The 18,262-nt window shown below is 56.3% G+C and carries 11 protein-coding genes and 1 pseudogene; all 12 read left to right on the top strand.

The window, feature by feature from the left end; all coding sequences use genetic code 11:
• Positions 1-1,653: an OmpA family protein gene (locus HBM92_RS05270; RefSeq protein WP_001246526.1), complete on the top strand. Its 1,653-nt coding sequence runs from the start codon at positions 1-3 to the stop codon at positions 1,651-1,653.
• A gap of 57 nt (positions 1,654-1,710) precedes the next feature.
• Complete coding sequence (locus HBM92_RS05265) at positions 1,711-2,202, top strand: Hcp family type VI secretion system effector (RefSeq protein ID WP_000997068.1); 492 nt, start codon at positions 1,711-1,713, stop codon at positions 2,200-2,202.
• A gap of 191 nt (positions 2,203-2,393) precedes the next feature.
• Positions 2,394-5,030: a type VI secretion system ATPase TssH gene (tssH, locus tag HBM92_RS05260; RefSeq protein ID WP_000147339.1), complete on the top strand. Its 2,637-nt coding sequence runs from the start codon at positions 2,394-2,396 to the stop codon at positions 5,028-5,030.
• An 11-nt stretch (positions 5,031-5,041) separates the two neighbouring features.
• The gene (locus HBM92_RS05255; protein WP_001443094.1) at positions 5,042-7,504 is read left to right on the top strand and encodes a type VI secretion system Vgr family protein; all 2,463 of its coding nucleotides are present in this window, start codon (positions 5,042-5,044) and stop codon (positions 7,502-7,504) included.
• Between the two features lie 14 nt (positions 7,505-7,518).
• On the top strand, positions 7,519-8,343 hold the full coding sequence (locus tag HBM92_RS05250) for a hypothetical protein (protein WP_000910915.1): 825 nt from the start codon (positions 7,519-7,521) through the stop codon (positions 8,341-8,343).
• Complete coding sequence (locus HBM92_RS05245) at positions 8,340-10,316, top strand: hypothetical protein (protein WP_000106189.1); 1,977 nt, start codon at positions 8,340-8,342, stop codon at positions 10,314-10,316. Before HBM92_RS05250 ends, HBM92_RS05245 begins: the two co-directional genes overlap by 4 nt.
• A 21-nt stretch (positions 10,317-10,337) precedes the next feature.
• Complete coding sequence (locus tag HBM92_RS05240) at positions 10,338-10,598, top strand: PAAR domain-containing protein (protein WP_001443095.1); 261 nt, start codon at positions 10,338-10,340, stop codon at positions 10,596-10,598.
• The gene (locus HBM92_RS05235; RefSeq protein ID WP_000539871.1) at positions 10,598-11,161 is read left to right on the top strand and encodes a hypothetical protein; all 564 of its coding nucleotides are present in this window, start codon (positions 10,598-10,600) and stop codon (positions 11,159-11,161) included. The genes HBM92_RS05240 and HBM92_RS05235 overlap by 1 nt, the downstream gene beginning before the upstream one ends.
• 56 nt (positions 11,162-11,217) lie before the next feature.
• Positions 11,218-12,387 (top strand): annotated as a pseudogene (locus HBM92_RS05230) (IS3-like element ISEc52 family transposase).
• Between the two features lie 93 nt (positions 12,388-12,480).
• Complete coding sequence (locus tag HBM92_RS05225; protein WP_001443096.1) at positions 12,481-13,284, top strand: hypothetical protein; 804 nt, start codon at positions 12,481-12,483, stop codon at positions 13,282-13,284.
• A 6-nt stretch (positions 13,285-13,290) separates the two neighbouring features.
• A complete protein-coding gene (locus HBM92_RS05220) occupies positions 13,291-16,629 on the top strand; it encodes an ImcF-related family protein (RefSeq protein ID WP_000832727.1) in 3,339 nt (1,112 codons plus the stop codon).
• Positions 16,622-18,232 (top strand): type VI secretion system protein TssA, encoded by a 1,611-nt coding sequence (gene tssA, locus HBM92_RS05215; RefSeq protein WP_001443097.1) that lies wholly within the window; start codon positions 16,622-16,624, stop codon positions 18,230-18,232. The genes HBM92_RS05220 and tssA overlap by 8 nt, the downstream gene beginning before the upstream one ends.
• Positions 18,233-18,262: the final 30 nt, after the last annotated feature.

Raw genomic sequence — 18,262 nt, 5'->3', positions numbered from 1 at the left:
GTGAGGAACACGCTGAAACAGGCCATCGTGCTGTGGGGAATGGTGTTACTGCTGGTGCTGTGGTCAGTGTTTATCAGTCCGTCTGGCGTGCTGAGATGGGCCGGTGCGGCGGCTATCGTTCTGGCGGTTGCCGCGTTGTTGATTTATCGGCGCAGGCAGGCGTGGACGGAGATGACCGGCGATGCCGGGTTGTCATCGCTGCCGCCGGAAACCTACCGACAGCCGGTAGTGCTGGTCTGTGGCGGTCTGTCGGCGCACCTGTCCACTGACAGCCCGGTCCGCCAGGTTTCAGAAGGGCTGTATCTGCATGTTCCTGATGAAGAACAGCTTGTGGCGCAGGTGGAGCGATTGCTGACCCTTCGCCCGGCGTGGGCATCGCAGCTTGCCGTGGCGTATACCATCATGCCCGGCATACACCGGGATGTGGCGGTTCTGGCCGGACGGCTGCGACGGTTCGCCCACAGTATGGCGACGGTGCGTCGTCGGGCAGGCGTAAACGTCCCCTGGCTTCTCTGGAGCGGGCTGTCCGGCTCGCCGTTGCCGGAAAGAGCGAGTTCACCGTGGTTTATCTGTACCGGCGGCGAAGTTCAGGTAGCAACATCCACAGAGACCACCATGCCCGCGCAGTGGATTGCACAATCCGGCGTACAGGAGCGCAGTCAGCGACTCTGTTACCTGCTGAAAGCTGAAAGCCTGATGCAGTGGCTGAATCTTAATGTGCTGACGGCACTGAACGGCCCGGAGGCGAAATGTCCACCACTGGCGATGACCGTGGGGCTGGTCCCCTCGTTGCCTGCGGTGGATAACAACCTGTGGCAGTTGTGGATCACCGCCAGAACCGGCCTGACGCCGGATATCGCGGACACCGGCACAGACGATGCGCTGCCATTCCCGGATGCCCTGTTACGGCAGTTGCCGCGTCAGTCGGGCTTTACCCCGCTGCGACGAGCCTGCGTGACCATGCTGGGCGTCACCACCGTGGCGGGTATCGCCGCGCTGTGCCTGTCAGCCACGGCAAATCGCCAGTTATTACGGCAGGTCGGTGACGATCTGCACCGGTTTTATGCCGTCCCGGTGGAGGAATTTATCACCAAAGCCCGTCACCTGTCGGTGCTGAAAGACGATGCGACCATGCTCGATGGGTATTACCGGGAAGGAGAACCACTGCGCCTCGGTCTGGGGTTATACCCCGGCGAACGCATCCGCCAGCCGGTATTACGCGCCATTCGCGACTGGCGTCCGCCTGAACAAAAAATGGAGGTGACGGCTTCGCTTCAGGTTCAGACCGTGCGTCTTGACAGTATGTCGCTGTTTGACGTCGGACAGGCCCGCCTGAAAGACGGCTCGACAAAAGTGCTGGTGGACGCACTGGTGAACATCCGGGCAAAACCGGGCTGGCTGATCCTCGTGGCCGGATATACCGATGCCACCGGCGATGAAAAAAGCAATCAGCAGTTATCGCTGCGGCGTGCCGAAGCGGTGCGCAACTGGATGCTGCAGACCAGCGACATCCCGGCCACCTGTTTTGCCGTACAGGGACTGGGCGAGAGCCAGCCTGCGGCGACCAACGACACGCCACAGGGCCGGGCAGTCAACCGGCGTGTCGAAATCAGTCTTGTTCCGCGTTCTGACGCCTGTCAGGACGTGAAATAAAACATACCGCCGGAAGAAGGCGGTGCTTCAATCACACTAACAAGGAGAGTAATTCTCATGGCTATTCCTGCTTATCTCTGGCTGAAAGATGACGGCGGCGCGGATATCAAAGGTTCCGTGGACGTTCAGGGGCGCGAAGGTAGCATCGAAGTGGTGGCGCTGGATCACGATGTGTACATCCCGACCGACAATAACACCGGCAAACTGACCGGTACCCGTACTCACAAGCCTTTTACGTTTACCAAAGAAATCGATGCGTCCAGCCCGTATCTCTACAAAGCTGTGACCACCGGACAGACCCTGAAAACGGCAGAATTTAAGTTTTACCGCATCAACGATGCCGGTCAGGAAGTGGAGTACTTCAACATCACGCTTGATAACGTCAAGCTGGTCAGAGTCGCTCCGCTTATGCACGACATCAAGGATCCTTCCAGAGAGAAGCATAACCACCTGGAACGTATTGAGTTCCGCTACGAGAAAATCACCTGGACTTACAAAGACGGCAACATCATTCATTCCGACTCGTGGAATGAGCGTCCTTCCGCCTGATAACTGCGGCAGACAGGAAACTGTCTGCCTTTTTGTTGTGTGCTTTGTCCAGTGCCGCAGGCACCGGTACTGAGCAAAGCATACCCACAATCTGGTGATACCTGATGGGCCTGAGTGAGGTAACGGCTATGGGCGGTAGCGTGCCTGAACGCGGATCGCAGGAATACAGAACACGATAAGGAAACCCTTCTATGACAGGAAATCACCCCGCCGCGCTGCTGCGTCGCCTTAACCCATACTGTGCACGGGCGCTGGACGCTGCCGCCTCACTGTGTCAGACCCGCGCCCATGCGGAAATAACCATTGAACACTGGCTGCTGAAACTGCTGGAGCAGGGAGAAGGCGATATCACGGTGATTGCCCGCCGCTATGAATGGGATATCGACACGCTCTGGCAGTCTCTGCTGGCACATCTGGACACCTTACCCCGCCCGGTCCGCGAACGTCCTCAACTTTCTGAACCGCTGGCAGCGCTTATCCGACAGGCGTGGCTGATAGCGTCACTGGAAGGCGACGATCCACAAATCCGCAGCCAGCATCTGCTGATGGCGCTGACAGAAAAACCGATGCTGCCCGCCTGTAATGACCTGTGGGTATTGCTGAGTCTGAGCCGCGTGCAGCTTGAGCGGCTGCGTCCCCTGCTGGATGCGCAGTCGGATGAATGTCCGGCACGTCAGCCACAGGTCACCGAACCGCTGACCTCTGCACTGCCGGAGACGGCAACGGCGGACGCACCGGCAAAAACGCTGACGGAGAAACAGGATGACGCCCTGCTGGCGGTGCTTAACCGCTTTACCGAAGACGTGACGGAAAAAGCCCGCAGCGGGCGAATCGACCCGGTATTCGGGCGCGACACGGAAATTCGCCAGATGGTCGATATCCTCTCCCGTCGCCGCAAAAACAACCCGATTCTGGTGGGAGAACCGGGGGTGGGCAAAACCGCGCTGGTGGAAGGGCTGGCGCTGCGTATCACCGAAGGCAACGTGCCGGACAGCCTGAAAACGGTGCATATCCGCACACTGGACCTCGGTCTGTTACAGGCTGGCGCGGGCGTTAAAGGTGAATTTGAACAGCGGCTGAAAAATGTCATCGATGCAGTGCAGAAATCACCGGAGCCGGTACTGCTGTTTATTGATGAAGCCCATACCATTATCGGTGCGGGTAATCAGGCAGGCGGCGCGGATGCGGCGAACCTGCTGAAACCGGCACTGGCAAGGGGCGAACTGCGCACCATCGCGGCGACCACGTGGAGCGAATACAAACAGTATTTTGAGCGCGACGCCGCGCTGGAGCGCCGCTTCCAGATGGTTAAGGTTGACGAGCCGGATGATGACACCGCCTGCCTGATGCTCAGGGGGCTGAAAGCCCGCTATGCGCAGCACCACGGCGTACATATGCTGGACAGCGCCATTCAGACCGCCGTGCGCCTGTCGCGCCGCTATCTGACCGGACGCCAGTTGCCGGACAAGGCGGTTGATTTGCTGGATACCGCCGGGGCAAGAGTCCGCATGAGCCTTGACACCCTGCCGGAACCGTTGACGCAGCTTCATGTGCGACTGGCGGCACTGGATATTGAGCGGGAAGCGATTGAGCAGGACAGCGTATTTTATCCCGAAGCCAGCCCGGAGCGGCTGGCGGAACTGACCGATTTGCGTGATGAGCTACAGGCAGAAGCCGGGCATCTGGAAGCGCAGTATCAGCAGGAAAAGGCACTGGCGCAGCAGATTATGACGTTGCGTCAGGAAGGGACAGACAGCACTGAACTGCAACAGCAACTGCGAACGCATCAGGGCTTTGCACCGCTGCTGGCGCTGGATGTGGACGCCCGCGCCGTCGCCACGGTGGTGGCGGACTGGACCGGCATCCCGCTATCTTCCCTGCTCAAGGACGAGCAGAGCGACCTGCTCAGTATGGAACAGAGTCTTGAAAACCGCGTTGTCGGGCAAAGCCCGGCGCTCTGCGCCATCGCACAGCGGCTGCGGGCGGCTAAGACCGGCCTCACGCCGGAGAACGGCCCGCAGGGGGTATTCCTGCTGACCGGCCCCAGCGGCACCGGTAAAACCGAAACTGCGCTCACACTGGCCGACACTCTGTTTGGCGGTGAAAAATCCCTTATCACCATCAACCTCTCCGAATATCAGGAGCCGCATACCGTCTCCCAGCTTAAGGGGTCTCCTCCGGGCTACGTTGGCTACGGTCAGGGTGGCGTACTCACCGAAGCCGTTCGCAAACGCCCTTACAGCGTGGTGCTGCTCGACGAAGTGGAAAAGGCGCACCGCGACGTAATGAACCTGTTCTATCAGGTATTTGACCGGGGCTTTATGCGCGACGGCGAAGGCCGGGAAATTGACTTCCGCAACACCGTGATTCTGATGACGGCTAATCTGGGCAGCGACCACATCATGCAACTGCTGGAGGAAAAACCGGACGCCACGGACGCAGACCTGCATGAACTGCTGTATCCCCTGCTGCGCGAGCACTTCCAGCCAGCACTGATGGCGCGTTTTCAGACGGTGATTTACCGCCCGCTGGGACAGGAGGCGATGCGCGCCATTGTGGAAATGAAACTGGCGCAGGTGGCCCGCCGTCTTCACCAGCACTATGGGCTGGAAACGGAAATCAGTAACAGCCTGTACGACGCCCTGACCGCCGCCTGCCTGCTGCCGGACACCGGTGCGCGTAATATCGACAGCCTGCTGAACCAGCAAATCCTGCCGGTCTTAAGCCAGCAGTTGCTGGCGCAGCAGGCCGTGCATCATAAGCCTGCCCGACTGCGGCTTGACTGGGATGATGAAGACGGGATTGTGCTGGAATTTGATGAGAAATAATGGAGGCTCTTATGAACGTACAGTTCTTCGACCACGCACACCACAAGCTCAAAATTCGCGGCCTGCAAAGTCCGGTGGATGTGCTGACCTTTGAAGGCCGCGAGCAACTGAGTACCCCGTTCCGCTACGACATTCAGTTTACCAGCAGCGATAAAGCCATCGCGCCGGAGTCGGTGCTGATGCAGGATGGCGCATTCAGCCTGACGGCACCGCCGGTACAGGGAATGCCGGTACAGACTGCCCTGCGCACCCTGCACGGCGTCATTACCGGCTTTAAACATCTCTCATCGTCACAGGACGAAGCCCGTTACGAAGTGCGCCTTGAACCCCGTATGGCGCTGCTTACCCGCAGCCGCCAGAACGCCATCTACCAGAACCAGACGGTGCCGCAAATCGTCGAAAAAATCCTGCGCGAGCGGCACCAGATGCGCGGTCAGGACTTCGTGTTTAACCTCAAAAGCGAATACCCGGCCCGCGAACAGGTGATGCAGTACGGTGAGGACGACCTGACGTTTGTTTCACGCCTGCTGTCAGAGGTGGGTATCTGGTTCCGCTTTGCCACCGACGCCCGGTTGAAAATCGAAGTTATCGAATTTTACGACGACCAGAGCGGCTACGAGCGCGGGCTGACGCTGCCGCTTCGCCATCCTTCTGGGCTGTTTGATGGTGAAACGGAAGCCGTATGGGGGCTGAACACCGCGTACAGCGTGGTGGAAAAAAGTGTCTCCACGCGGGACTACAACTACCGTGAAGCCACGGCGGAAATGACCACAGGCCAGCATGACGCCACCGGGGGCGATAACACCACTTACGGCGAAGCCTACCACTATGCCGACAACTTCCTGCAACAAGGCGATAAAGAGGCAGCGGAAAGCGGCGCGTTTTATGCCCGTATCCGTCACGAACGCTACCTGAATGAACAGGCCATTCTCAAAGGCCAGAGCACCAGTTCACTGCTGATGCCGGGGCTGGAGATAAAAGTTCAGGGCGACGACGCGCCTGCGGTGTTCCGCAAGGGCGTGCTGATTACCGGCGTGACGACCAGCGCGGCGCGTGACCGCAGCTATGAGCTGACGTTCACGGCGATACCGTACTCAGAACGCTACGGCTACCGTCCGGCGCTAATCCCCCGCCCGGTCATGGCCGGAACGCTCCCGGCGCGGGTCACCAGCACGGTGAAGAACGATATCTATGCCCATATCGACAAGGACGGGCGCTACCGAGTCAACCTTGACTTTGACCGCGATACGTGGAAACCGGGTTATGAAAGCCTGTGGGTACGCCAGTCGCGCCCGTATGCGGGAGACACCTACGGCCTGCACCTGCCGCTGCTGGCGGGAACGGAGGTCAGCATCGCCTTTGAGGAAGGCAACCCGGACAGGCCGTATATCGCCGGGGTAAAACACGACTCGGCGCACACCGACCATGTGACCATTCAGAACTACAAGCGCAACGTGCTGCGTATCCCGGCCAACAACAAAATCCGGCTGGATGACGAGCGCGGGAAGGAGCATATCAAGGTCAGTACCGAATATGGCGGCAAGAGCCAGCTAAACCTCGGCCATCTTGTTGATGCCGGGAAAGAACAGCGTGGCGAAGGCTTTGAACTGCGTACCGATCTGTGGGGCGCGGTGCGGGCGAAGAAAGGGATTTTTATCAGCGCTGATGCGCAGGATAAGGCGCAGGGTCAGGTGCTGGAGATGCAGCCAGCTCTGGCTCGCCTTTCTGCAGCGTTGGTGACAATGGAATCTCTGGCTGCCAGTGCGCAACAGGCTCAGGCACTGGCGGCAGATGTGAGTCGTCAGCAGACGCTGTTGCAGCAAAAAATTGAGCAGTTACAGCAGGAAGTGCTACTGGGTAGCGCACCTAAGGGCGTGGCGCTTGTCAGCGGTGAGGATATGCAGTTGTCTGCCAGCGATAATCTGACTCTGACAGCAGGTAAGCAACTGGATATTGGCGTACAGAAAGACTTTACGCTGGCAGCAGGAAAACAGCTCAGCTTGTATAGCCGTGCGGGAGCAAAGCTCTTTAGCTCACATAACGATATTGATATTCAGGCGCAGGGGGGAAATCTGACCACCTGGTCAACACAGGACACCTATATATCGAGTGGTAAAAAGCTGGTGGTGACAGCGCAGGATGAGTTAACACTGATTTGTGGCGGGGGCTATATCAAAATTAAAAGTGGCAATGTGGAGATTGGCGGTCCGGGAAAACTATTGGTTAAAAATGCCGGTATTAAGAAAGCAGGCTCCGGTAGTATGCAGGGCGTGATGAAGTCGTTTGAGCCTGAAAGTTTCGATGAAAATTTCATTATTTCGAATCCAGCATCAGGTAAGCCGATAGCAAATCAAAAATATGAAATACACATGCCAGATGGGAGTGTTATTGCCGGGATAACCGATGCAATGGGGTATTCCTCTCTTGTTGCGTCAAAAGCATCTGATGACCTAAAAATTATTCTGAAAAAATGATTTCAGGGGGAAATATGTTGAAAGAATGGATGATATTTACGTGCAGTTTATTGACTCTGGCTGGGGCGTCACTGCCCCTCAGTGGCTGTATTTCCAGAGGCCAGGAGTCTATATCCGAAGGGGCGGCATTTGGGGCAGGGATCCTGCGCGAACCGGGAGCAACAAAAAAAGCCGACACGAAAGACCTCAATGTGCCACCACCGGTTTATGGTCCGCCGCAGGTGATATTTCGCATTGATGACAACCGCTATTTCACGCTAGAAAATTATACCCACTGCGAGAACGGGCAGACGTTTTATAATAATAAAGCAAAAAACATTCATGTTAAAATATTAGACGCTTCAGGGTATTTATTTAAAGGCCGCTTATTCTGGTTATCAACGCGTGATGATTTTCTGGCCTTTCCTGCCACGTTAAATACCAGACACGCTTCCTGTATGGGGTCGAATAAAGGCTGTATGAATGCGGTCATTGTCACTACCGATGGTGGAAAAAGACGCAGTGGTGTGCCATACGGCAGTTATACCCAGAATCCGACCGGTGCCACGAGGGATTATGACATGCTGGTGATGAATGACGGCTTCTACCTGCTTAGATATCGGGGGGGACAGGGCAGATTTAGTCCGGTGATACTTAGATGGATTCTCAGTACTGAAGATAGCTCTGGTGTTGTGCGTTCAGAAGATGCTTATGAATTGTTCCGTCCCGGAGAAGAGGTACCCTCCACCGGTTTTTATAAAATCGACCTGTCACGTTTTTATCCCAAAAACAACGTTATGGAAATGCAGTGTGACAGGACGCTGGAGCCAGTTCAACCTTCAGAGAGTAAAATTCAATGAGTACCAATAAATCAGAGCCAACCCGAAAGGTCGATGTTCATCTTACGGATAATGGTACTCCTTTTGCCTATTCAATGACCTCTCATAAAAATGTCAAAGTCCGTGCGGAAGTTCAACCACCGCTCCAGTTACCCGGCTTAATTATTTTTGTTCACGGCGTTAATTCTGAAGGCGAATGGTACGATTATGCTGAGAGGTCGTTATGCGCCGGACTCAATCAGCGCCTGGGGCTTGAAGGTGAGCATGGTCTTAAGGAAAACAACTATGAAGGAGGTTTCTTTGTCAACAGCGATAAAAGTGAGGGTGGTTGGGAACATACCTACGAAATAGAGGGTTCCCAAAAGAAATGGGTTTCAGGCCCCAGAAAAATAACAAAAGGTGGTGACGGTCGTTCCCCGGTTATTCGTTTTTACTGGGGCTATCGTGCGGCGGATAATGAAACCGATACATACGCCATTCCGCTAAAAAATAAAAAGGGGGACAACTATTATGACCTTCCCCCGGAATCGCGTAAAGCCAAAGGCCCTTGGTTTTGGGGCGGCGGTCCGTTCCAGAATGGCTGCAACCAACTGGTCAGCCTGTGGAGTAAAACCGGGTTTAATAACAATCCATCCCTGCTGGGGGTTCCGCTTCCGTTCAGTACTCAGGTACTGAACGGCGAACGTGACAGGCTACTAAGCGACGCCCCACCAAGACACTATTACGCTCATGCGGCTGGTCGTCTGGCCAAATTAATTAAAACCATTCGCAACCAGCATCCGGAAGACACCGTTACGGTGCTGTCACACAGTCAAGGAACAATGATTGCGCTGGCGGCGGCAGCCATCGAAGCGCCGGATGCGCTGTTTGTGATGAACTCCCCCTATGCGCTGGAGAATGAACCTACCACCTATATTTCCTACCCGATAAAGGAAATTATCAGCCGTAAGGCCAGATCGGCGACGTTTGCCGATATTGTCAAAAAGGTAGCGGAAAACAAAACGCGGCTGAAGCAACAGGGCTGCGACAATCTGCTGGCAGGCATGAGCAGCGACGGTAATTCATGGATCCCGGAAGGTAAAACACATAACGGACTACCGGAGCGGGACAACCATGGAACGACGTGGATTTATTGTAATCCCCATGACCGAGTTATGGGGTCTTCCCCCCTGCGCAGTATTGGCTGGCAGGGGCTGCCGGATACTAAAGATGGCACACCACATACCTTATTTAAACAGGCTGGAGATACGCTTTATGTTCGTATACTTGGGCGCAATACACCCTGCGGCGGTACGCCGACCGCACAGACCCATTTCAGTAATTTGGGTGATGGCAAACCCTTCTGGGACAGCACAACAACGCTGTTACAGAGGGCAACGTGGCCGGATCCGGACAGCGGGCAGACATTAACTATTAACGCGCCGCAGGTGCCGGAACCGCTGACAGCTGAAGAACTAAAGAATTTTGATCAAGACTATGCCCGTGACGAAAAGCAAAGCGGCGGAGCAGGATATGCTTACGGGCAGATTAACCCAGAGACGAAAAAACCTGTCGATACCGACTATCGTTATTACATTTCACTGTATGGCTATTTTGACCGGAAGATGGTGCCGAAAAAAGACTCGGGATACTACCAGTCAGGGCCGGGGTCGAAAGAGGACAGGGTAAAGTATGAAAAGCAGTCACAAGAAGAGATGCTGGAGGAGGTAAGAACCTATGTTCAGCGTCCAACAGATCACAGTACCCTGCCATCGGATGAGCGATTTATGAGCCGGGTGGTGGCCTATGATTTACCCATCGGTTACTGCTGGCATTCGTGGGACAAAGCGGGTCTGGAAGAGCTTCGTCGTCAGGCTGACTGGCTGGAAAGCGATGACTATTACTTTAGTGGCAAGCTGACTGTTCCGCCAATACCGCCTGCGATAAAACAGGATGTCGCCGAAGATGCTGAACAGAGAAAGGCAGAAGAAAAGGCCCGGTTACGTAATGTGTGAAACAAATACATGGAAAGTGATATGGGAAAAAATGTGGTAGTACTCAATGACGCAACTTCTCACGGTGGCAAAGTCTCTTCGGCCTCTTCAACCTTTGATATTCAGGGAAAAAAGGCTGCACTGCTGAATGATACCGTCACTTGCCCGAAGCATGGTACTAACCCAATTGTGGAGTGTGATACCAGTTATGAGGAGGGTGGACGTGGGATTGTTGTGCATGGCTGTAAAAGCGCCTGCGGCTCGGTGGTGTATGCCAGTCTGCCGGATGTGGAGATAGGCTGATGGGGTGGTCAAAACCGAAAATTCCCACCAGCAAAGACGTGCAGCGCTGGTCTCCTTGGGTATGCCTTTTTATTCTGTTTGCCGGGGCATTTGTCGCGCTCACATATGGGATACTGCATTCCCCTGCGGACGGACTCCCCGCCCTCGCCAGCGGTTACTGGTTGCCCTTGACAGGCAGGATGATGGCTGGAGTGATGACAGCCCTAACCGGCTATTTGTTGTGGTGGGAGTTTCAGGCATATTACGTCTGGTGCTGGAATAGTCGGCGGCACAGCGCACTCCTTGTCTGGCAGCAGCGAGCACATCAGCACCGCTACTTAGCCTGCCATGTTCTGCTGACCTCAGACACGCAACTGCTTCCTCGCCTCGCAGGTACTTCTTATGAAGATAATAATAATGATCCTCCTTTAACATTATTGGCAGAGGAGCCGCTGATACCCGGTATTGCGCGTTTTGAGCAACTTTGCCAGTTACTGATAAACCAGATTAAAGCTTCTCTTATTCAGCATTATCCTTCCGGTCAGATGACTGTACTGATTGAAACCTCTGAAGTGGTTTACTGAATTTGGCCACCTGAACAGAGGTGATATGCTCACCTCAGAACAACACAGGTGCCATAATGAAAAAAAGAAATTTCAGCGCAGAGTTTAAACGCGAATCCGCTCAACTGGTCGTTGACCAGAATTACACCGTGGCAGATGCAGCCAGCGCTATGGATGTCGGCCTTTCCACAATGACGCGATGGGTGAAACAATTACGTGATGAGCGGCAGGGAAAAACACCAAAAGCCTCCCCTATTACCCCGGAACAAATTGAAATCCGTGAGCTCAGGAAAAAGCTACAACGTATTGAAATGGAAAATGAAATATTAAAAAAGGCTACCGCGCTCTTGATGTCAGACTCCCTGAACAGTTCTCGATAATCGGGAAACTCAGGGCGCGTTATCCTGTGGCCACTCTCTGCCATGTGTTCGGGGTCCATCGCAGCAGCTACAAATACTGGAAAAACCGTCCTGAAAAGCCAGACGGCAGACGGGCTGTATTACGCAGCCAGGTACTTGAACTGCATGGCATCAGCCACGGCTCTGCCGGAGCAAGAAGCATCGCCACAATGGCAACCCAGAGAGGCTACCAGATGGGGCGCTGGCTTGCTGGCAGACTCATGAAAGAGCTGGGGCTGGTCAGCTGTCAGCAGCCGACTTACCGGTATAAACGTGGTGGTCATGAACATGTTGCTATCCCTAACTACCTTGAACGGCAGTTCGCCGTGACCGAGCCAAATCAGGTGTGGTGCGGTGATGTGACCTATATCTGGACGGGTAAGCGCTGGGCGTACCTCGCCGTTGTTCTCGACCTGTTCGCAAGAAAACCAGTGGGCTGGGCCATGTCGTTCTCGCCGGACAGCAGGCTTACCATGAAAGCACTGGAAATGGCATGGGAAACCCGTGGTAAGCCCGTCGGGGTGATGTTCCACAGCGATCAAGGCAGTCATTATACGAGCAGGCAGTTCCGGCAGTTACTGTGGAGATACCGGATCAGGCAGAGTATGAGTCGGCGTGGAAACTGCTGGGATAACAGCCCAATGGAGCGCTTCTTCAGGAGTCTGAAGAACGAATGGGTGCCGGCGACGGGCTATGTAAGCTTCAGCGATGCAGCTCACGCAATAACGGACTATATCGTTGGATATTACAGCGCACTAAGACCGCACGAATATAATGGTGGGTTACCACCAAACGAATCGGAAAATCGATACTGGAAAAAACTCTAACTCGGTGGCCAGTTTTTGTTGACCACTTCACTCTGCATCGGATAAAGAGCGTGAGCGAACAACCCTTATTCGTTTATGGAAAGAGGATGAATTACCCTGGATACTGGACATCCATATGTCACCCACTCCCCTTCCTCTCAGTGATGAGAATAACCACTTATTTGATATTGATAACCCTGTTCTTGTTTTGGCGTTGCACTACCGCCAGCCGGAGGAAAACCTGCCGGAATTCGCCAGCGCATTGTTACTGTTGCCGCCCGAGTTACTGAAAGTTTCTATACGGCGGGATACGGTGCGGGTGTTTCGCCCGATGCCACTAAACATTGATGCGATCTCCCGTGAGTTGACTGAACTGCGGGATATGGCGCAACAGCCAGTGAATGCCAGATATCTGGTCTGGCACAGTGGTCTGACACAGGCATCACAACAGGCTCTGGGCCGTGTGGTGAACGACCTTCCGTTATCCCTGCATAACGATATCGCCACTGGCGGAATTATTGATGTGGATAAAGTTATCGCCGCTTACGGGCCTCCTGCCGGTTGGCTGATGGTGGCAACCGCCGCAGAGATGGTCAGATACGGGCCGGGAAGTCACTGGTTGTTACAGGTCAGAAATAAACAGGCCAGTGCTGTGGTGACGGGCAACGGCTATCCGGCGATTAATCAGGAATACCTTGATACAACCTCATCTCCTTATCCCGCAGGTTCCCTAATGCTGGCGGTTATGCTCAATATACTGGTGCTCTGGTTTATCGGGCGGTACAGCCAGGAATGGCTGTTTTCCTGGGCAGGCGTAGCCATGACACTGTTGCTGATGATAGTGACATTGCCAGGCATCGTCTTTGGTTTACGAAGCGCTGTTGCTCATCTGCAATACCCTCGCTTTATACAGGCTATCGTTCGCGCCCAGAAGGAATAATTTGTTATGAAAAGAGTTGTGCGTCTTTTGGGTGTGGGGTTACTGCTCCTTGTTGTGTTGTTGCTCATTTTGTTTGTTCTGGCTCAGACCACACCGCTGATATCAGCACAGGATGAGCATGCTGTCTGGCTTCGTCTGTTGATAACAGCGATTGTGATCTGTTTGCTAAGTATGTGCATATTTTTCCTCTTTTCTTTCCGGCAGAACGAAGCCTCGACGATATCACTATACGCTCAACCGACTGATATAAAGGAAATAAATACGGAGCAGCCGAACTATGCATCACTGCTGACGATATATTTACGCGACCGCTACGGTCCGTTCTGGCGGCGTAAAGTCCGCCTGCTGCTGGTGACCGGCGAGCCTGAACAGGCAGAAGCCATCGCGCCGGGGCTGACCGGGCAACACTGGCTGGAAGGCGACCACACGGTGCTGATATATGGCGGCAGGCCAACAGCGGAGCCTGATGTCACACTGCTGACCGCCTTAAAAAAACTGCGCCGCAGCCGTCCGCTGGACGGCATCATCTGGGCGCTGACAGAAGAACAGAGCCGCCAGACAGCGCAACTCGACAAAGGCTGGCGCGGACTGATAAACGGCGGTAAGCGACTCGGTTTTCAGGCTCCACTCTATTTGTGGCAGGTCTGTGACGACGGTGATTATCAGACCGGACGCCCCCTGCAAAGCGTCGGCTGCCTGCTGCCGGAACGCTGTACCCCGGAACAACTGGCTGTAATGCTGGAAGCACAAACCCTGCCGCTGACGGAACAGGGCATGTCGCAGCTACTGACCGATAACCGCCATGATTTTCTGCTGCGTCTGGCTCATACCCTTGCAGAGCGGGGTATTGCTCACTGGCAGACCGTCCTGAAACCGCTGCTGGCAGGCGGCGCATTTTCTTCCCTGCGCCTGCGCGGCCTGATGTTCAGCCCGCCGCTTGCCGCCGTGCCGGAGGCCGCACCTCATGCGTGGCTGCCGTCACCGGTCTGGGCGGGCGTGACGGGTGATAACGCGCGCGGGCGCACGGTGGGTTTTCCGTGGCTGCGTACCGCACTGATGTCCGCTGTCTGCGTGCTGGTGATATGGGGGGCCGGAATGACGACCTCGTTCTTCGCCAACCGCGCTCTTGTTCAGGAAACCGGTATCCAGACGGCACGTGCGCTTGATACCCGCCTGCCGCTGGCAGAACAACTGGTGGCGCTGCATACCCTGCAGGGCGAACTGGAACGCCTGCAATATCGTATCCGCGAAGGTGCGCCGTGGTATCAGCGTTTTGGCCTTGAACGTAACCAACAACTGCTCGCCGCCGCTTTTCCCGGCTATGCGCAGGCGGCAAACCGGCTGGTGCGCGACGTGGCCGTTGACCATCTGCAACAGCAACTGAACGCCTTTGTCGCCCTGCCGCCCAACAGTCCTCAGCGTACCGCCACCGGTGAACAACGCTATAAGCAGCTTAAGGCATTGCTGATGACTTCCCGCCCGGAAAAGGCCGACGCTGCCTTTTTCAGTACCACGCTGATGGCGGACGGTCTGCGCTACGAGAATATCCCGGAAGGTGTGCGGCAGAGCGTGTTGCCGTCACTGCTGACCTTCTGGACGGCGAACCTGCCGGAACACCCGCAGTGGAAAACATCGCCGCCACCGGAACTGACCGGCGCAGTGCGTAAAATCCTGCTGCGCCAGATTGGTGTGCGTAATGCCGAAAACACCCTCTACCAGAACGTGCTGCAACAGGTGTCCCGCAACTACGCCGATATGACGCTGGCGGACATGACCGGGGATACCCTCACCGAATCTCTTTTCAGTACGGAACAGACGGTGCCGGGGATGTTCACCCGTCAGGCGTGGGAAGGACAGGTCAGGGAAGCCATCGAGCAGGTGGTGACGGCGCGGCGCGAGGAAATCGACTGGGTACTCAGCGACCGCCAGCAGGATACCTCTGCGGATATCTCGCCGGATACGCTGCGTAACCGTCTCACCTCACGCTACTTTACCGACTTTGCCGGAAGCTGGCTGGCGTTTCTCAACAGCATTCACTGGAAAAAGGAAGACTCGCTCTCCGGCATTCTCGACCAGCTGACACTGATGGCCGATGCCCGTCAGTCGCCACTGATTGCGCTGACGGACACCCTCGCGTGGCAGGCGGCGACAGGCAGGGAAAACCGTGGTCTGTCAGACTCGCTGGCGAAATCGGCACAGGAACTGTTTAACGGCAAGGAGAAAACGCCGCAGCAATCCCGTGAAGGTGACGACGTGCCTGTCGGGCCGCTGGATAAAACCTTCACGCCGCTGCTGCGTTTGCTGGGCGATAAGGCCGGAGGCGGCGACAGCCAGCTGAGTCTACAGACCTACCTCACCCGCGTCACCCGCGTGCGCCTCAAACTGCAACAGGTGACCAACGCCCCCGACCCGCAGGAGATGACCCAACAACTGGCGCAGACGGTCTTACAGGGTAAAACCGTTGACCTCACCGACACCCGCGACTACGGACGGTTAATCGCCGCCAGTCTGGGCGAAGAATGGAGTGGCTTCGGTCAGGCGCTGTTCGTTCGCCCGGTAGAGCAGTCGTGGCGGCAGGTGCTGACGCCTGCGGCGGACAGCCTGAACCGCCAGTGGCAGCGGGCGATTGTCAGCCACTGGAATCAGGACTTCGCTGGCCGCTATCCGTTCAAAGCCTCACAGAACGATGCCTCCCTCCCCCTGCTGGCGCAGTACCTGCGCGATGACGGGCGCATCAACCTGTTTATCGCCGCCAACCTTTCCGGCGTGCTGAAACGAGAGGGCCGCTACTGGGTGGCTGACGCCATGAACACGCAGGGGCTGACGGTCAATCCGGACTTTATCCGCGCCCTGAACCGCCTGCGCGACGTGGCCGATACCGCCTTTGCCAGCGGCGATGCCGGGATACATTTTGAACTGCGGGCAAAACCGGCGCGTGACGTGATGAAGACGCATCTGGTGATTGACGGGCAGGAGCTGGAATATTTCAACCAGAAAGAACGCTGGCAGCGTTTTAACTGGCCGGATGAACAGTGGCAACCCGGCGCATCGCTAAGCTGGACCAGCACACAGGCGATGGAGCGCATACTGGCGGATTACCGGGGAAGCTGGAGTCTTATTCGCCTGCTGGAACAGGCGCAGGTGACGCCGGTGGACAGCAGCACCTTTAAGGTGGTGTGGAAAGCGCAGGACGGCCTGCCGCTGAATTACCTGCTACGGGTTGAACAGGGTAAAGGGCCGCTGGCGCTGCTGGAGCTGAAAAACTTCCGCCTGCCGGGACAGGTGTTTCTGACCGGAAAAAGTATGAAGGATGTGGAAGAGTATGGGGAAGACGCCGATGAGTGAACTGTTGCAAAAGCTGACCCGTAGCTGTTTTGCCGACCGGGATGCACTGGATGTGGCGCGAACACAGGCGGCGCTGTGGCAGACATGGCTGCTGCCGGTGACGGCAGATACGCCGGTCGGGGAAGACCCCGGCTACCACGACGATTTTCTGCGTATCCGCGACGAGATGAACAAACTTTCCGGCGCGGATACGGACCTCATCTGCCAGCTTGCCGAATCCCTGCTGCTGACGCAGGCAAAAGACGTGCGCATCGCCACTTACTACATCTGGGCGCGACTGCACCGCGACGGTGAGCGCGGACTGGCGGAAGGACTGGCGCTGCTGACCGGACTGGTGGAACGCTTCGGTACGCAACTGCTGCCCTCGCGCCCGGCCAGCCGGAAAATGGCGCTGGAGTGGCTGGCGGGGGAAAAGATGCTCGACAGCCTTGCCCGCTACCCGGAAGTGGCAAAAGAGGATTTTGCGAACATTGTTGCCGCCCTGAATCTGCTGACGGTTTCCTTCGCCGCGTGGCCCGAAGACCAGCATTCCCCCTCCCTGATGCCGCTGATTAACGCGCTGGAATCGCGTCTGGCACAGTCGGGCGGAATGAACGCGGTGGTGCCGCAGAACAGCAGCGGCGTTCCGGCACCGTCATCCCCGGTGGATGCGCCGCAGGTACAGACCATCACCTCCGGACGTGACCTGCTCGACCAGGCGAAAGTGCTGGCCCGTTATCTGAACGAACAGCCGCAGGGCTGGCTTTCGGCGCACCGGCTGATGAAAACCCTGCGCTGGGATACGGTGCATGAACTGCCGCCGGACGTGGACGGCAAAACCCGGCTGGCCCCGCCGCGCACCGAGTCACGCAACCAGCTTAAGCGGCTGTATGCCCAGCAGAACTGGACGGAACTGCTGGAGCAGGCCGACCTGATGTTCAGCACCGGCGTCAGTCATTTCTGGCTGGACATTCAGTGGTATCTGCATCAGGCGCTGACTAAGGCGGGCGTACCGTGGGACAGGTGGACAGCCGTTATCCGTCAGGACCTGGCGTTACTGCTGGAACGCCTGCCAGGGCTGGAAAATCTGGCATGGAACGACGGCACACCGTTCGCCGACGAGGTGACGCGCAACTGGATAGCGCAGCAGGTCATGATGCGGGAAGACGGCGCATGGCTTGCGGGGAAAGCCGCTGTACCGACAGACGACGCCACAAATGACGTACTGGCGCTGGAGCCGGAAGCACTGGCGATGGCAGACAGTCAGGGCGTGGAAGCGGCGCTGGGCTGGATACAGACCCGTCCGGGCATCACCACGGCACGACAGCGCCTGTTATTGCGGCTGCTGATGGCACGGGTGGCGGAACAGTACGGTAAAAACGAGATGGCGCTCCTGCTGCTGGAAGAACTGGATACCGCCGCACAGGGAATAACGCTGACGCAGTGGGAGCCAGAACTGCTGTTTGAAGTAAAAGCCCGGCAACTGAAACTGCTGCGCCTGCGGGCACATCGCCACGCGGACAAGGCGGCGCTTGCCCGGAAAATGGACGCTCTGCTGGGTTCGCTGGTGGCAATCGATCCGGCGCGGACAGCGGTACTGTGTGATACGCAGCATAAGGACTGATTTCTTATTTGTATTTCAGATTAAAGGACT

This window comes from Escherichia sp. E.sYA108 (assembly GCF_011754335.1).
Taxonomy (GTDB): domain Bacteria; phylum Pseudomonadota; class Gammaproteobacteria; order Enterobacterales; family Enterobacteriaceae; genus Escherichia; species Escherichia coli.
Note: the sequence above shows the minus strand (reverse complement) of the source record. Positions and strands in the feature narration are given on the sequence as shown.